The 17,416-nt window shown below is 50.7% G+C and carries 14 protein-coding genes; 7 read left to right on the forward strand and 7 right to left on the reverse strand.

What is annotated here, in order from left to right; genetic code table 11:
* Positions 1–200: 200 nt before the first annotated feature.
* The 4 genes from OB13_RS06290 (at position 201) to OB13_RS06305 (ending at position 5,223) form a co-directional block, all read left to right on the forward strand.
* Positions 201–2,246: a T9SS type A sorting domain-containing protein gene (locus tag OB13_RS06290; protein WP_461489301.1), complete on the forward strand. Its 2,046-nt coding sequence runs from the start codon at positions 201–203 to the stop codon at positions 2,244–2,246.
* 73 nt (positions 2,247–2,319) lie between these two features.
* The gene (locus OB13_RS06295) at positions 2,320–3,660 is read left to right on the forward strand and encodes a tetratricopeptide repeat protein (protein ID WP_461489302.1); all 1,341 of its coding nucleotides are present in this window, start codon (positions 2,320–2,322) and stop codon (positions 3,658–3,660) included.
* Positions 3,661–3,775: 115 nt separating this feature from the next.
* Positions 3,776–3,979, forward strand: coding sequence for a hypothetical protein (locus OB13_RS06300; RefSeq protein ID WP_461489303.1), 204 nt, complete (start codon positions 3,776–3,778; stop codon positions 3,977–3,979).
* A 155-nt stretch (positions 3,980–4,134) separates the two neighbouring features.
* On the forward strand, positions 4,135–5,223 hold the full coding sequence (locus OB13_RS06305; protein ID WP_461489304.1) for a DUF3616 domain-containing protein: 1,089 nt from the start codon (positions 4,135–4,137) through the stop codon (positions 5,221–5,223).
* Positions 5,224–5,246: 23 nt separating this feature from the next.
* Here OB13_RS06305 and OB13_RS06310 read toward each other — a convergent pair whose 3' ends face one another.
* A complete protein-coding gene (locus tag OB13_RS06310; protein ID WP_461489305.1) occupies positions 5,247–6,125 on the reverse strand; it encodes an AraC family transcriptional regulator in 879 nt (292 codons plus the stop codon).
* Between the two features lie 260 nt (positions 6,126–6,385).
* Here OB13_RS06310 and OB13_RS06315 point away from each other — a divergent pair, with 260 nt between their 5' ends.
* Positions 6,386–6,676, forward strand: coding sequence for a DUF983 domain-containing protein (locus OB13_RS06315; protein WP_461489306.1), 291 nt, complete (start codon positions 6,386–6,388; stop codon positions 6,674–6,676).
* A 343-nt stretch (positions 6,677–7,019) separates the two neighbouring features.
* On the opposite strand, the gene OB13_RS06320 is transcribed toward OB13_RS06315, so the two are convergent.
* From OB13_RS06320 to hemG, 6 genes are all read right to left on the reverse strand, one after another.
* A complete protein-coding gene (locus OB13_RS06320) occupies positions 7,020–8,786 on the reverse strand; it encodes an amino acid permease (RefSeq protein ID WP_461489307.1) in 1,767 nt (588 codons plus the stop codon).
* A 10-nt stretch (positions 8,787–8,796) separates the two neighbouring features.
* Complete coding sequence (locus tag OB13_RS06325; RefSeq protein WP_461489308.1) at positions 8,797–9,903, reverse strand: lysylphosphatidylglycerol synthase transmembrane domain-containing protein; 1,107 nt, start codon at positions 9,901–9,903, stop codon at positions 8,797–8,799.
* 18 nt (positions 9,904–9,921) lie between these two features.
* A complete protein-coding gene (locus OB13_RS06330; RefSeq protein WP_461489309.1) occupies positions 9,922–11,859 on the reverse strand; it encodes a KUP/HAK/KT family potassium transporter in 1,938 nt (645 codons plus the stop codon).
* 200 nt (positions 11,860–12,059) lie between these two features.
* A complete protein-coding gene (locus OB13_RS06335; protein WP_461489310.1) occupies positions 12,060–13,010 on the reverse strand; it encodes a TerC family protein in 951 nt (316 codons plus the stop codon).
* A 150-nt stretch (positions 13,011–13,160) separates the two neighbouring features.
* A complete protein-coding gene (locus OB13_RS06340; RefSeq protein WP_461489311.1) occupies positions 13,161–13,895 on the reverse strand; it encodes a polyprenol monophosphomannose synthase in 735 nt (244 codons plus the stop codon).
* A gap of 13 nt (positions 13,896–13,908) precedes the next feature.
* A complete protein-coding gene (hemG, locus tag OB13_RS06345) occupies positions 13,909–15,258 on the reverse strand; it encodes a protoporphyrinogen oxidase (RefSeq protein ID WP_461489312.1) in 1,350 nt (449 codons plus the stop codon).
* A 117-nt stretch (positions 15,259–15,375) separates the two neighbouring features.
* Here hemG and OB13_RS06350 point away from each other — a divergent pair, with 117 nt between their 5' ends.
* Both OB13_RS06350 and OB13_RS06355 read left to right on the forward strand, forming a co-directional pair.
* On the forward strand, positions 15,376–15,906 hold the full coding sequence (locus OB13_RS06350) for a D-glycero-alpha-D-manno-heptose-1,7-bisphosphate 7-phosphatase (protein WP_461489313.1): 531 nt from the start codon (positions 15,376–15,378) through the stop codon (positions 15,904–15,906).
* A gap of 213 nt (positions 15,907–16,119) precedes the next feature.
* Positions 16,120–17,061, forward strand: coding sequence for a DUF6340 family protein (locus OB13_RS06355; RefSeq protein WP_461489314.1), 942 nt, complete (start codon positions 16,120–16,122; stop codon positions 17,059–17,061).
* Positions 17,062–17,416: the final 355 nt, after the last annotated feature.

The following is a 17,416-nucleotide window of genomic DNA, read 5'->3' on the forward strand; positions in this document are numbered from 1 at the left end:
TGATCTGATTATTATTCAATTACAGGCAATCCAATCCAATTTTACCTTCGTATAGTAAAGTAAACTTCTCAGTACCACTGGCTTTGGTAAGTCAGGCTTTCTGCTACCCTTCAGAAAGATTTGTAACAATTTATAAATCTTAACTACAAGCCTACTCTATGTTTATTTTTACAAGGATTAGCCATAAAATATGGCTAACAGTGCTCACTATTGTCGGAGTTGTGGCAGTAGGCACTCAAACAAATTACCTGGAATCGTCCAGTCACCGGGAAGCACCGATGATTGCCAATGACCCGCAGGCAGACAACACGGATGTTTATGCTTTTAGAAATCCCACAGACCCAAGCAGACTGGTCATTATCGCCAATTACATCCCTTTCCAGCTACCGCATGGCGGACCGAACTACTACTTCTTTAGTGACGATGTGGCCTACGACATTCACATCAAGAACAACGCGGAGACCAAGGGCGATGACATTCTGTATCGTTTCAGATTCAAAACAGAAAACGAAGATCCCACAACATTTTTCTACGCCAGACTAGGAAAACAAAACCTCAAACAGACCTATACGCTTTCCAAAAGCACAAACGGAGGCAGGTCTTTCACTACGGTCATTGAGAATGGGCATGTTCCTGCTTACAATGCTGGTCCGCGCACGATCGGTAATCCCGGCTTAGGCACAAACTATCACCAGGAATCCCTGATAGAAGGTATAGAAAGAGCCGGCAGCGGCGAAAAAGTATTCGTAGGTCCGGTGGATGATCCCTTCTTTGTGGATATTGGCGCCATCGCTGACCTGGGTAACATCAGGCCAGGCAGTGCTGTGGATGGCTTGCGATGTTTGAACGTGCATACCCTTGCCCTGAACATTCCGATCAAGCTCCTGCAGAAAGACGGCAAGCATCCGGACCAGGCGAAGAGCATCCTGGATTCTGACTTCGTCCTCGGTATATGGGCATCTGCCAGCCGGCCTAAAATTACGGTGCGTGAGGCCAATGGTGTGCTAAAGCAACAGGGCCCGCTGGTACAGGTATCCCGCCTGGGCATGCCCTTGACCAATGAGGTGATCATTCCGATCGGGCGCAAAGACGAATGGAATTCGAAAACGCCTTACGATGAAGAGAAGGAATTCGAAAAGTACTTTACCAACCCTGAGTTGGCCCTGTACATGGACGAGTCTCAGTTTGGAGGTGCTGTGCCGGGCCTAGCTCCGCTGCGTATTCAAACCAATTCATTGCAGCAGTTCGACTTCCGCAATGGCAAAGAAGGACTTTACCCGCTCTTAGGATCGAAGGCTGTCAAAGGGACTGCGCTTGATCCGGCCTTATTCGGAAATTACCTGCTCCGGAAAAACGCCCCGCGATCGGTCGACATTCTGCCGATCTTTATGACCGGCGTGCCAAACTTACCGCCCTACCAACTGGCTACCGGTAAGAAAGGGAACCCGCTGGCAAAAGGGAAACCGTTTGTAAACAACTTCCTGCCCACCTTCGGGGACATGCTGCGCATCAATGTCTCGACCCCGGTAACGCCCAGGGATTCCCCGGACTTCAGTAGCCTGGGGCTTGTACAGGCAGCCGTGCTCGGCCTGACCGACCCACGCTTTAACAAGACCAAAGACTATCAGTTTATTCCGAATATGGATGGCTTCCCGAACGGAAGACGCCTGGAGGACGACGTGACCCGGATCGAATTGCAGGCAGTAGGGGGAGTTGTGTTGGCAGCCATCGGCCTGTGGTACGACGACTATACCGTAGGAAGCCCGAACCCGGTAACGCAGGATCTGGTAGACGTACTCACCTTTACTACAGGGGTAGAGCAGAACGACAAACCGTTTCTGGCTGGGTTCCCCTACGTGGCACAGCCCTGGAGCGGTTTTGAGGACGGCGCCATGTGCGATTGCGGAGATAGCAACATGCCTGATGAAACCTCCATCCAAGGTGTGGAAATGGGCCTGAACCTGGCTCCACCAGCCGTCCTGATGAAGGAGATAGAAACCTACCCCAACCCCGCTTCGGAGACTACAACCATTCGCTACCAACTGATCAATGAGACAGAGGTAACTCTCGCTGTCTATGATGTGGCAGGCCGCCTGGTGGCTACACCCGTCCGAAACCAGCTGCAAAAAGCAGGTATAAATGAGGTGAGAATTGACGTGAGTGATTTCAATGAAGGCGTATACTTTGCTACCATGCAGGACAAGGATGGTAAAAGACAGACAGTGAAAATCGTTGTTTCTAAATAAATAATTGAAAAGCAGGCCGGGCGCAGTGGGTGCCCGGCCTGCTTTTTCATAAACCCGGTTCAAAGCCTGCCCTATGAAAAGAGAAAATATCTACGCTATAACCTTTATCCTTCTTCTGCTTGCCGCTGTCACTGCTTTCTTCTACAACAGGGTGAAAGAAGACCCTCTACCTCCGCTGCTGGAACGGTCAGGGCCCATCTCCACTACCAGCGAATGGGTCAACACCAAAGCGGCTATAGAAGGGCTGCAGTACAAACTCCGCCGAAATTCCAACGATAACCAAAGCAAGCTGCTGCTGGCCTTGGCTTACATGCAGGAAGCCCGGGTGACAGGCGAGCATCCGTATTATTATCCGGCAGCACTACAACTGGTAGAAGAAGTGCTTTCCGGAAGAAATGCCGGCGAGGCCGTGCTTTTTGAGGCCACTGTTGCCAAAGCCGTCATACAGCTTTCCCTGCACCAGTTTGAGGAGGCACGCGAGACGGGCCAGAACGCATTGCAGATAAACGACAAACGTGCTGCCGTATATGGCGTGTTGTGTGATGCCAATGTCGAGCTGGGCAACTACGAAGAAGCGATCGGGATGGCTGACAAAATGGTGTCCTTGCGTCCGGACCTGCAATCCTATTCCCGTGTTTCCTACCTGCGCGAGATCCACGGGGATATGCCCGGCGCGATCGAAGCCATGCGCATGGCCGCTAACGCCGGTTATCCGGGCCTGGAGCAAACGGCATGGGCTCGGGTAACACTTGGAAACCTGTACGAGCAAACCGGTGACCTGGCCCAGGCAGAAGCACAATACAGGAGAACGTTACAGGAATACCCGGAATATGCCTTTGCGCTCGGAGGATTGGGCCGGTTGGAAGCGAAAAACAAAAACTACCTGGAGGCCATCCAGCTCTTTGAAAGAGCAGCCAGGGTGATCCCTGAATTCACGTTTCATAAAGAGCTGGCAGGCTTGTACAAACTGACAGAGCAGCACGGCAAAGCGAAAAACAGCCGTAAAGAACTGCTCGACGGCCTGCAGGAGGATCAGGAAGCCGGTCATATAGTAGACCTGGAGCTGGCCAACATTTACCTGGATCTGGATGGAGACCTGGACAAGGCAATGAAGTATGCCAGCAAGGAATACGAGCGAAGGCCTGACAACATCGATGTGTGTAAGACGCTGGCCACGATCTATTATAAAAAGCAGGACTACAGGCAGGCGGCTGCATACCTGAAAAAGGCCAGTCGCACCAACAGGCAGAGTGCGAGCCTGCTTTGTTTGGAAGGGCTGGTGCGCTACAAGCAGGGTGACCAGGTGGCTGGCCGTAGCCTGTTGATGAAGTCTTTTTCCATGGACCCTTTTCAGACAAGCGCAACCGGAGAGGAGGGGCAAAGGCTGTTACGCGCCTCCTTGTCCAGTCTGTAGTATCACCCGCCAGGCTGTTCATTCGCAGCAAAAAGGACTTCCATGGCAGTTTACAGCAACGCTATCTCAAACGCCCTCTTTCAACGACAACGATAGCCTGACTCTAAATGGGCGTTTGCTGCCAGACGTCCTGGTCAGCTATACCTTCAAATGCCTGAAACTAAAGCTAACGGCCGAAAACATCCTGGATCGTGACTGGAAAGAGGCGCAGTTCGAAACCGAATCGAGGTTGAGAAACGAGGCAACGCCCTTATCAGAGATTCACTTCACCCCGGGAACTCCTTTCTTTCTCAAAGCCAGCGCATCCTATTTTTTTTAACTACATTAGAGAACAGACGGGAAATTGGCTGAAATTTCAGCGTATACCTTACACGCTGTAACTGGCAGCTGATGGGTTTGCTGCGTATACGCTTGTTCCACTTGCGGCTGCATCCCGTATGAACTGTACTTTAAGCGTGACTCAACAAATTCAGAATGAAAGATAAGATTATACTTCGCTTCGATCCGGTGCTCAGCCAGAATGCCGCAGGCAAACATGTACGTGACGGGCTTTCCACTGCCTTGCTGAGTGGCAATAACTTATGGCTGAGCTGTGATGAGCGTACCTCCATCGAGCGCCTCACGCGGCAACCCGATGGCGCATTTGGCCAGCACCAGTCCTTCGACCTCCACGATTATCTGGAGCTGCCCGCACAGGATAAAAGTGAGGTGGACATAGAGGGGATGGGTATGGCCGATAATTACCTCTGGCTCATCGGCTCACATAGCCTGAAACGTAAAAAGCCAAAGCGACACGACTCCATCGAAAAGCAGATAAAGACGCTTTCAAAAGTGAGGAGCGACCCGAACCGCTACCTGCTGGCGCGCATACCTATCCTGCAGGACAAAACAACAGGAGACTATACCCTGCACAAGGAAGTCGAGGACCCGGATCAGCCTGGGCACATGCTGCGCGCCGCCCAATTGCAGGGCGATCAGTCCGGGAATATCCTGACCGAATTGCTCGGGCAGGACAAGCACATCGGGCCGTTCATGCACATTCCGGGCAAAGACAACGGCTTTGATATCGAAGGGTTGGCCATACACGGCCATCGCATTTTTATCGGCCTGCGCGGACCAGTGCTCAGGGGCTGGGCCATGGTGTTGGAAGTAGAGCCGGAAGAGGATGAGGCAGGCAGGCTGTATTTGAAACAGCTGACAGAAGAGAACCCATACCGGAAACACTTTTTGAACCTGCGCGGCAAGGGTATCCGGGAATTGCGCATTTTTGGGAACGACCTATACCTGCTGGCAGGGCCTACCATGGATCTGGACGGCGTCATTGCCATTTACCGCTGGCGTGATGCCCTGGACAAGGAGGAAGAGCAACTGCTGCACCACAACGAGCTGGAGCGGCTATGCGAGGTGCCGCACGGAACCGGTGAGAACACCGGGAAAGATAAAGCCGAGGGACTCGCCATACTGGATGACAAGCGCCTGCTGGTCGTATTCGACAGCCCGACCGATGATCGTACGATTGGCCAGGATGATGTAGAGGCCGATGTGCTGCGGGTGGTAGAGTAAATATAGAATAGGAATGGCGGGGTTTATTTGTGTGCTGCTCTGAATTGCTCCGGCGTGCAGCCTATGTGTTTTTTGAAAAAGCGAAAGAAGTAGGTATTGTCAAAATAGCCGAGTTCGGCCGCAATCTGTGAACTCGTTAGCTCAGCGTGTACCAGTAATCTTTGTGCTTCCAGCAAGGTACGGTACTGGATCAGTTCCTTTGTAGTTCTGTTTAAAGAACTTTTGCAGACATCATTCAGATGCTTGGTGGTTACATGCAACTGCTCCGCGTAAAAAGCGACCGGTCTGTGTTCCTTGTAGTGCCTGTCAATGAGTCGCTCCAGCTTTTGCAGGAGTATTTGTTCTTTTCCTCTAAATCCTGATTCAGCTTCGTTTGGCTGGGAGATCCGGGTCAATTCTATTAAAAGGATATCCAGGTATCGGCTCAGCATAACATCGCGCATGAGCTTAGCTTTCCTGTGTTCCTGGTTGAGCCTTTGCAGAATGGGCATCAGGGTAGCTTCCTGTTCTTTGGTGATGTGCAAAACCGGGTTGTAGAGCAAAGCATTGAAGAAGGGGAAGTCAAAAAGCATCCGGTTGGTATACTCCCGGATATAAAACTCCTGCGTGAAGAAGATAACAAAGCCATCGGCATCTTTTGAGAGCTGCCAGCTGTGTACCTGGCCCGGCGTCATAAAGTAAACGGTTCCTGGCTTCACCTCATATTCTTTAAAGTCAATGGTATGGGTTCCTGTACCTCGCGTGACCAAAAGGATAATATAAAAATTGTGTTTGTGAGGCTCGCGTATGAAAAGGTGCTCCTGCAAGTGAGCTGCGAAAGAGCTGAAGTAGAAATACTGGTCTTTTTGGGTCAGGGCTTCGAAATCCTGTATCTGATAAATGGGTAAATGGTCTTTCTGCATAGGTGTTCTTTACGCAGTTCAAGTACGGAATGGATTGGGTATACCGCTTGAACCTGAAGTACAAAAGTACAGTAATTCGTCGTTTTTGTGACGAGCTATTGCAACCTGGTTGTCATACTTTTGTTGTGTCAATACATCACCTCAAAGAAATGAGCCAGAGACAATCACTTTTATATAGCATAGCTACGGTAAAATGCCCACGGTGCCGGGAAGGAAATATGTTTCCGAAAGGTACCTTGTATACAACACGGTTTGCAGACATGCACCGGAATTGCCCTTGCTGCGGTCAGGCGTATGAGCCCGAGCCGGGCTATTACTATGGCGCCATGTATGTGAGCTTCGGTTTCAATGTGGCTATTTTCCTGGTGTCTCTTTTCATCCTGTATCAATTTGTGTCAGAGGTAACCATGGCCATGATGATGGGTATAGTAGGTGTAGTGGTGATTGGTTTTCTGCCCATCATCTTCCGATTATCCAGGGTTCTATGGATTAATATTTTTATCAGGTATGAAGGGCCTTGCAGCCACATACCGAAGAAGGTACACGCCTAGTAGAGTTAAAAAAATGAAGGATTGCTGTAGAACAGGGGATGAAGAACCACCTAAGAAAGGGATGGTATGGCTGAAAAGGTTGCTCTACGCTGTGATAGCCTTAATGCTTGTAGTTGTTTTCTTTCAGCAAATAGAGTTGTAAACAGGCTAGGCGAAAGCATTTACTATCAAAAAATATGTTGGTTAAAAACAATGAAGCTCTCCGATAGGAGAGCTTCATTGTTTTCGTGACAGAGGTACATAACATTGGCCGCGACATTAACACATAAGCAGATCAGCCACATACCCCACAAAAGGAGCAGGATCAGAATAGCTATGTGATTGATCTGTTTCAAGCGTAAAATCAGGAGGAAGTTTCTGCTGTATCAACCGGCGTGCTAACAGATGCTTTGCCAAGCTTGCTGTTGCGGTAACCGTAGACAAAATAAACAACCAGGCCCAATGCCAGCCAGGCCAGGAAACGGGTCCAGTTGGTGATTCCCAATTCTGACATCAGGTATAGGTTCGTGAGCAGGCCCAGTACCGGTATAAGAGACAGGTTCCGGGTGAAGGTATAGAACGTCATCACGAAAGCGACAAGCAGGAAGCCAAGCAAGGGCAGTTTGTGCTGAAAGATTTCCCAGCCTCCGTCCATGTTAAAGAAAGCAGCAACACCCGCTTCGTTGTAGATAAACAGCAGCGCAATGCCCGTGACCAGGATGAGCGGCAAGGTATATTTTCCGTTGATATAGGGCACTCTGAAGCCTGGATTTTCGGCAGGAGCGCCTTTTTTCTGATCCAGTATCAGGATGCCGCCGCACACCAGCACAAATGCAAAGAGCGTCCCTATACTGGTCAGGTCGGTTACTTCTGTCAGGTTCATAAAGAGAGCAGGCACAGCTACGACAAATCCGGTTACAATTGTAGCAAACCAGGGCGTTCTATACTTGGGATGGATGCTGGAGAAGATACCGGGCAACAGTCCGTCGCGGCTCATACTCATCCAGATGCGGGGCTGGCCATACTGAAACACCAGCAGTACGCTGGCCATCGCCACGATGGCGCTTACCGCCACGATACCAGCGATAAAATCCAGGTTGACACGCGCGAAAACAAAAGCCAGCGGATCACCCACTGCCAGTTCATTATAAGGAACCATACCCGTCAGGATCAGCGCCAGCACAACATACAGCACCGTGCAGATGATCAGCGAAAAGATCATAGCCCGGGGCAGGTCCCGTTGTGGGTTCTCACACTCCTCTGCTGTGGTAGAGATAGCATCAAAACCTATGTAGGCAAAGAATACGGCGGATACGCCCTTTAAAATACCGGTTATTCCGTTTGGCGCAAAAGGACTCCAGTTGTCTGTATTCACATAAAAAGCACCTACCGAAATAACGAGCAGGAGCACGAGTAGCTTGAGCAATACCAGGAAATTAGCCGTGCGCTTTGATTCCTTTATACCTACGTAGACCAGGTAGGTGATCAGAACCGTGATCCCCAGGGCAGGCAGGTCCGCAATGAATTTGATTCCGGCAAAAGCGGGGGCCTGTTGCCAGGCAGCATGCGCCTGTTGCAGATTCGATGGCAGGTCAGTGAATACTTTGCCCTGCGTTAGCATCTCCTGTACGGCTTCATACCCACGGGAGGCGCTCAGGTAATCCATCGTGAGGTATTCGGGTATACCCAGGCCTATACCTCGCAACACGGCCGTGAAATAGTCGGACCAGGAGATCGCTACCGCAATATTACCGATGGCGTATTCCATGAGCAGATCCCAGCCGATGATCCAGGCTACCAATTCGCCGAATGAGGCATACGCGTAGGTATAGGCACTCCCCGAAACAGGTATAGAAGAGGCAAATTGAGCATAACATAAAGCCGAAAACCCACAGGCAATGGCTGTAAAAATAAAAAGCAGCGACACACCCGGGCCACCGGCAGCACTGGCATTGCCAATCGTACTGAAAATGCCGGCACCGATTATAGCTGCTATCCCGAATGAAACAAGGTCCTTCAGGCGGAGCGTACGTACCAGGTTCGTTCCCTGGATATGTCCGTCTCTATGATAATCAGCTTGAAGGAGGGCAGCGCTTTTGCGGCGTAGAAGTCTTTTTAAAATTTGACGCATACAGGGACGTTTATAAAGTCAGTGGGTGAATGTGGCTTGCCTTGGTTGGTATAGCGGTATCGGCGGACACCGGAACAGTTTCTTTGCGGAACACACTGGCTGCCCACCGGGGGAAAACCAAGGCTCCTGCGACTAAATAGAGGTAGTACGTCAGCAGACGATAAAGCAGTATGACCACTGTGGTAAAACTACCGATGAAAACACCGAAGAAGGCAGGAAAAGCAATTTCAGCAATCCCGGCAGCACCCGGTGTGATGGACACAAACAGTACGATCTTATAGATGAGGTTGCGGGCAAAAATGACCAGGTGATCGTGCATGTTCAGGTCTGTGAACGCAGCAATGAGGCAGCCGATAATGGCATAGCGCGCCGTCCAGACAAATACGGTCGAAACAATGGCATGTAGCCAGTAACTCATGGTCTTGGAGCGCAAATGACCCGAAGCGATCAACAGTTCGTTTGCATGCCGGAAGAGAGGTTCTTTCCATCGCCTGAAAGCCCGGAATTGCCCCAACCGGATAAGAAGGCGCTTCACAGACTTGGGGTTTATGAACAAGGCATAAAACATGGTACAGGCATAAAGCGCGATCAGCAAATACGAAACTATAAAAGCCACTTTCAGACTTTCCAGCAGGGTGCTGTTCGTCGTATCCATCACAGCTGAAAGTTGCCCCTCCATGAGCAGAAAGACAAAGGGTACAGCCAGCACAAAGTACAGGTTGTCGAGCATAGCAGTCACCATGACCTGTGCAATGGCTCTTCCCAATGGGATTTTCTCCTTATACAGTATGTAGGAAGCGATGGTAGAACCACCGACTACAGAAGGCAGCGCACAGGAAGCGAACTCCCACAACATGATCACCTTAAAACTCTGTTTCCAACTCAAAACCTTATCTGTGATGTACCGGATACGGTAAATATAACCAAAATCCCGGATGAACAACACCAGGAAAGCCATGCCCAGCCAGAAAGGGCTTGCCTGCAACAGGGTCTGCAACTGATCGGGCTGATAGTTCTGGTACAGCATATAACTGATCACGCTCAACCCAAGCAGCATCGGAATGATAAGCTTGCGCGGGGAGAATTTCTCGGTTAGTTGTTCTTTTGTCAGCGTCATAAAAAAATCGGTAAAAGGTTAAGCGGGAATGCGTTTCAGGACAGGCAATTCGACCGGTCGGATGACCAGGGGCACTTTTTCTACCTTCACAGAACTCGTGTCAAGGCCAAACCACTTGGACTCCGAACTGGTAAATTCCTTTATATTGAAATACCATTGCATGATCAGACGCTTCCCGAGCGGGAGGTCATTTTCAACAGAAAGATATTTCTCGAGCACCACAAATCTGAAGTCCCCGATAAGCTGTTGTTTGTTGAGCGACGGATAGCGGCTCGTAATGTCAACTTCCCCTTTTTCTACCAGCTCTTCCACTACTTTCCGAAAGAAAAGGTTGATGCGCTGTTCTACCCGGAAGCCCAGCTTGAAATCAATTCGTATCACGTCACCCTGCGCCATATGCCGTACCTTGTATTCTGCCGTATGGGGCGCATCGGTGGTGTCCACATGGATAAACCAGTAGATATCGGCGCGTTTTGGCCGCTTTTGAAAAATGGAATAGATTACTTTGGATTCTATTTTCTTCGGATCCGGCGCGCTGGTCATAAACACCAGGTGGGTTGTGTATTTGGGTACCGTTTCGTCGGCACTCAGCTCCTGAAGCGCAGGCAGGTAATGCTTCAGCCGCACATATTCTGTCAGGCTCCGCTTGATGTAGAAAGCACTGATCCATATATACATAGTAGCCAGCAGGAGCAGGGCAATCAAAAGTGAAACCCAGCCACCGTGTGGGAATTTACTCAGGTTCGCAACCAAAAAGGCGACTTCCAGGGACAGGTATACGGTAGCAAAAATAGTGGACAACAAGCCTGAACTATACCTGGTGTGCAGGTAATACGTCATCAGAATAGTTGTCGAGATCATGGCCATGGTGATAGCCAGCCCATAGGCAGCCTCCATGTTCGCTGATTCCCGGAAGTATAACACCACCCCCACACAGCCCATCCACAGCAGCCAGTTTATACCTGGTATATACAGCTGCCCTTTGAGGTTAGTAGGATACACCAGTTTCACACGTGGCCATAAGTTCAGGCGGATGGCTTCGCTGATGAGTGTAAAAGAGCCGGAGATGAGGGCCTGACTGGCAATGATGGCGGCAATGGTCGCAATGGCAATACCCGTCAGCAGGAACCAGCCGGGCATGATGCCATAGAAGGGATTCTCCCGTAGTTGTTGCCCGCTCATGGTCATCAGCCAGGCGCCTTGCCCCAGGTAGTTGAGCAACAGACTGCATTTTACGAAGGTCCAACTCAGCCTGATGTTCGGGCGGCCACAGTGACCCAGATCAGAATACAGCGCTTCGGCTCCGGTCGTACATAAAAAAACCGCACCCAGTAACCAGAAGCCATTCGGGTAGTTGACCAGCAACTCATAGGCATAGTAAGGATTCAGCGCTTTGAGAATTTCCGGATGCTGCACCACCGATAGCGCACCCAGCGCACTCAGCATGGTAAACCAGAGGAGCATAATAGGTCCGAAAGCTTTGCCTACGATCTCAGTCCCGAAACTCTGGATCAGGAAAATCATGGTCAGGATGGCAATAACTATCGGAACAGTAGGTATATCCGGGTAAAGAATGCGTAACCCCTCAATGGCGGAAGAAATGGAGATAGGCGGCGTGATAATGCCGTCTGCCAACAAGGCTGCCCCGCCGATCATAGCAGGTATGATGAGCCATCCGGCACGGCGGCGGATCAGGGTATAAAGGGAGAATATGCCTCCTTCTCCGTTATTATCAGCCTGTAGTGTCAGCAGCACATATTTTAAAGTTGTCTGTAGGGTGAGCGTCCAGAATACACATGAAATACCACCGTATACCAATGTTTCAGTAATAGGTGCATTTCCGATAATGGCTTTCATCACATACAGCGGCGAAGTGCCTATGTCACCGTAGATGATGCCCAGTGATATGAGTAAACCTGCCGTAGTTACAGCCGGGACTTTCGATTGAAAGCTCATGTAAAAAGTCTTGTAAAATTATTTGTTGCTTGACGCCGGTTAAGAAAACTAAGAAGGGAATGCCGGGTGGACGAACTGGCCAGGCCAGGTATAGCACTTCGTATCCAAACTACAGTTTTTCTGTTGCTTAACACATTTTCCACCATCCATACCTTCTTTCCCTGGTAGTCTCAATTCATTGTTTCAGATAGTTGACAAAGTCAAGGTGAAACAGGATCAGGTGGTGGGGGGAGTTTGGATTCTTTTTTGGGGAAGAGGAGGGAGGCGATGATAGAAATGGCCAGGATGCTGCCCACCACCCCCAGGGCATAGCGCATGTCGATGTGGTAGAGGTCGCTCAGGAGCAGCTTGGCCCCGATGAAGACCAGGATGAGCGAGAGGCCATAGTGCAGGTAATGGAAGAGCTGCATAATCCCGGCCAGGGCAAAGTAGAGGGCCCGCAAGCCCAGCAGGGCAAACACGTTGGAGGTATAGACGATGAAGGGGTCCTTGGAGATGGCCAAAATGGCCGGGATGGAGTCGGCAGCAAAGACCACATCGGTGCTCTCGACCATGATGAGCACCAGAAACAGGGGCGTGGCGTAGAGCTTGCCCTCGATGCGGGTAAAGAACTTGCCCCCGGTGGCCGTCTTGGTAAAAGGCAGCTTCTGGCTCACCCACACAATAAAGGGGTTCTGCTCGGGGTGCAGCTCACCATCGTCCTTGGAGAAGGCCATCTTGATGCCCGTGTACACCAAAAAGGCGCCTAATAGGTAGATGATGAAGTGGAACTTGGCAATCAGGGCCACGCCCACCAGAATGAAGATGCCCCGCAGCACCAGGGCCCCGATGATGCCCCAGAACAGGATCTTGTGCTGGTACTGGGTGGGGACTTTGAAGTAGCTGAAGATGAGGATGAAGACAAAGAGGTTGTCTACGCTCAGGGATTTCTCGATGAGGTAGGCGGTGAGGAACTCCAGGGCCGGGGCGGGGCCTTTCCAGTAGTAGACCAGCAGGTTGAAGGCCAGCGAGAGGGCGATCCAGAAGGCGCTCCAGAGCAGGGCCTCCTTGATCTTGACCTCGTGGCTTTTGCGGTGGAAGACAAACAGGTCCAGGCCCAGCAGCAGCAGGATGAAAGCGTTAAAGAGCACCCAGAAGATGAGATCTTCCATAAGACTAGAATTAAAGCGGCTATACCTGTAAAATCAGGAAAGCACAGTGGTGGTTCAAGTGCTAAGTTAGCTTTTTTAGCCCGGTTAATACGGCGCCTTTCCTAGAAAAAATGACACGAAACTGGTCTGCGTGGTGCAACAGCAGAATCATCAATAGCGGTCAAAATGCCGGAAGATACTGTTGATCTTCATGCGCATGACGCCCAGCACAGCCTCTTTAAATATACCCTTCGACATTTTGGATTGCCCTTTGGTACGGTCCGTGAAAATGATAGGAACTTCCTTTATCTTGAAGCCATATTTGTAGGTCAGGAACTTCATTTCGATCTGGAAAGCATAGCCCACAAACCGGATCTTGTTGAGCTGGATGGTCTTGAGAACTTTGCGGTTGTAGCAGACAAATCCGGCGGTGGTGTCGGCAATGGGCATACCTGTGATCAGGCGCACATACAGGCTGGCAAACCACGACATCAGCACGCGGCTCATAGGCCAGTTAACCACGTTGACTCCCTGCACATAGCGGCTGCCGATGGCCATGTCATACCCTTCTGCTGAGCAGGCATGATAGAGCTTGAGCAGGTCGTCGGGGTTATGCGAAAAGTCGGCGTCCATCTCAAAGATGTATCGGTAGCCCTGCCGGAGGGCATATTTGAAACCATGAATGTAAGCGGTTCCCAGACCCAGTTTGCCAGTGCGGGACTCGAGGTGCAGGCGCCCCGCAAATTCCTGCTGCAGCTCCTGCACGATCTGTGCCGTTCCATCCGGGGAACTGTCATCCACGATGAGCAACTCAAACGGGTGGGACAATGACATCACCTTTCTTACTATAGCCTCAATATTTTCCCTTTCGTTGTAGGTTGGGATGATCACCAGTGAGTCATTCATGCTGCAAATATAGCTATTCAGCTATTGAGCGTGAAGAGGCTTTTGAATTTATTTTGGCTGCGATTTTTTTTGCATGATGAACACAATCGTGTACGGACACACCCGATTGCCAGTTGGCGGAAATGAACAAGCCTTCTTCTTCCAGGCTTTCGGCCATTTGATGGGCGTCTTCTATGTAAAGATCGTACTGCGGCAGGGAATGGCGCCATAGGTGCATGTGCTGGAAAACCGGCACCTTTGCCGAGACGGTATAGGTCGCGCAGAGCTCCTCGTGTACCTGTTGCAGGAGTTGTTGTTCATCTGCCTGGGTATGGGCGACGTTCCGGGAGCCTCCCACAAAGGAAGTGAACATGACCTCCTGCGGCCGGCAGCGCCCGTCAAAAACAGAGCTGGTCCAGATGCTGCCGGTGGTGAAGGTCTCTTCCTCTTTCGGATTCAGGGCGCCGAACCCTTCGAGGGGGTGGCCTACTTCTGCCTGGTTGTATACGGTATGTACCACCGCCAGTGGCGGGTAGTTGATGTTTTGGAGGGCGGCAGCCATACCCGGGTAGGTATAGTGCAGCAGTTCGGCCGCCTGGTGAGCCGGGAGGGCCAGTACTAACTTGTCATACTCCTCGGTGTCGTGATCGCCGTTGGAGGCGCAGCTGATAATGAACTTGCCCTGGCTGCGGCTGATGAATTCCACCTTGTGTTCCAGGTGTAAGGAGATGAGCTTGTCGGCTAGGACAGCGGGCAGGGTATGCATGCCGTTCTTGAATGAAAATGATTTTTGAAATGCCCCTTTGCGTTTCCGCTGCAGCAATCCTTCGAGCACGGAGCCATATTGGGTTTCCAGTTCCTTTAGTTTCGGTAGCGCCTTCCCGATAAGCAACTGATCCGGGTCGCCACCATAGATGCCGGCTATGAGCGGATCTACGGCATAGTCTACTACCTCCCGGCCAAAGCGCCGCTCAAAGAACTGGGTGATCGTTTCGTTCTCTACCTGGGCGGGCGGTATGTGTCGTTCCTGCAAGATCCTGTACTTGGCTTCCCGGGATAAGCCGCTGGTAGCTACAAAAGATTTAAGACCGGAAGGATAGGGTTGAGGTATACCCTTGTTCAAGACGTAGCGGCTGTGGCTGCGCGAGGCGACCGGTAGTATTTCCGTCTCCAGTTTCAGCTCCGTTATCAGCTCCAGTAACTCTTCGCTCATCTGCAGGGTAGTTGGCCCTAGCTCCAGCAGATACCCTTTTTTGTGGAGCGTCTGCAGGTTGCCGCCTACCTGGCTGCCAGCCTCAAAGAGGTCGTAGGCAATGCCACGTTTCTGGAGGTAGTAAGCCAGCGCCAATCCCGATATCCCTGCTCCTATAATCGCTACTCTCATGTTCTGTTCTATACGCTACCTGGTACTCGATAATCGCAAACTTACTATATATAGCAGGCCTGCTACCATATCTAACGCAATAATCCTAATTTTAGCGCCTGGACCTATAACAACCTTATGCAGCAGAAGTGCATTTTCCTGGACCGCGATGGTGTGCTCAACCGCGAGCGCGGAGACTATACCTATACCTTGGAGGATTTTGAAATATTGCCCGGTGTGCCGGAAGCCTTGGCGCTGTTGAAGCAGAACGGTTATCTTTTGATTGTGGTTACCAACCAGGGCGGCGTAGCCAAAGGATTGTATACTAAAACCGACGTCATGGCTTGCCACCAGAAGCTGCAGGAGGGCTGTGGCAACCTGATCGATGCTATCTACTACGCGCCTTCCCATCCTGACTTCTCCGAGTCCTTGTCCCGCAAGCCCGACAGCCTGATGCTGGAGCGTGCCATCAGCAGGTATAGCATCGATCCGTCCCGATCGTGGATGGTAGGGGATTCGAAGCGTGACCTGGAAGCCGCTGAAAAAGTAGGGGTGCGTTCTGTTATAGTCGGAGATAAGTATGCTCCGGGAAGCTATACCTGGCAGTTGCATGATTTGTGGGAAGCGGCGCAGGTGATACTTGGGGGTGGGCTGAAGTCGACTGTTTAAGTATAGGTATACACTTTCTTTGTCGGTTATCTGCTTTGACCTGTTAGCATTTAACCGTTTTGAGGAGAATCAATTTTAAAGCCAAAGTCTTAGCGTTAATTAAATATTCTTTATATTTAATGTATGCTTTACTTACGTCTTATACTTAAGAATTCGCCGGTCTACCTTCTGTTTCTGAACCTGGTATTTAGCGGGTGCACCAAACAGGGCTATGTGAATTTAGATTACCCGTTACCGCCGGAAGTATACCTGCCAGATGGCGTCAAAACGATCGCGCTGGTGAACAGGTCACTCACGAGGCCGGAGCATAAGCAGGGGCAGGTGCTGGAGACCATTGTGACGGGGGAGATCTCAGGCTCTGACCGATTGGCCTCTGATGAGAGTTTGAAAGGTGTATTCGATAGGATCAATGGGTACAGAGGCATACAGGCTGTTATCCCGCAGCAAACCAGGTTATACGGAACTGGTACCCGCGAGACGCCTGAGCTGCTTGACTGGGAACTGGTACGGGACATCTGTGATGCCAGCAACGCGGACGCTTTACTCGTGCTCGAAACATTCGACTCTAACTCCGACCTGTTGCTTTCAACGGTTACCAACCGCGTAACGGCGGCGCTGGGCAATAATGTCCCTATACCTGCCGCCCCGAACCAGATCAGGGTAAACGTGCTTGCTTTCTGGCGATTATATGATCCCGCCTCAAAGATCATCATCGATCAGCACCAGGCCAGAAGCTTCCTGACGTTTAATGGAGTAGGAGGCAGCAATCTGGTACTTCCTCCACCTGAAGCCCTGCACAACACGGCTTACGAGGCCGGGCGCAACTACATCGAGCGATTTCTTCCAGGGTATTATACCGTTAAGCGAGAACTTTACAAAAAAGGGAAAGGATCCAGTAAACATGCATTCAAGACAGCGTTCAGGAACTCAGAAGTTGCAAATTGGCAAGGCGCTATGGATAGCTGGAGCGCCATATTGAACCAAACAAGCCATAAAAATGCCGGCAAGGCCTGTCTTAACATTGCCGTCGCACACGAAGTGCTGGGGAATACAGACCTAGCTTTGCAGTGGGCAAAGAAGTCGTATGAGGTATATGGCAATAAGCTTGGGAGAGACTACGCAAAAATATTGCTCAACAGGAAAAACTTGGAATAGCTTCATCAATATGCCTGAGACTGGAGCGTGCCATTGCCAGGTATAACATAGACCCGATACACAGCTGGATGGTGGGGTGACTCCGAACGTGATCTGGAGGCTGCTGAGAAGGTGGGTGTCAGGACAATTATGGTAGGGGACAAGTATGCGCTTGGGCAGCTATACCTACCAGATGCAGGACCTGTGGGAGGCGCCGCAGGTAATATTACAGAGGGACAGTTTTAACCCTAGCAGATGCAGATTCTTTCACCCTGAATTGTTACTGCTTGAGTATATAATTTTCTATATTCAATACAGGACCTATTACGTTTAGCCGCTATACGCTGGTTGGATAAACGTAGTAGTGACGTTTATA

The sequence above is a fragment of the Pontibacter sp. HJ8 genome (genome assembly GCF_054824225.1).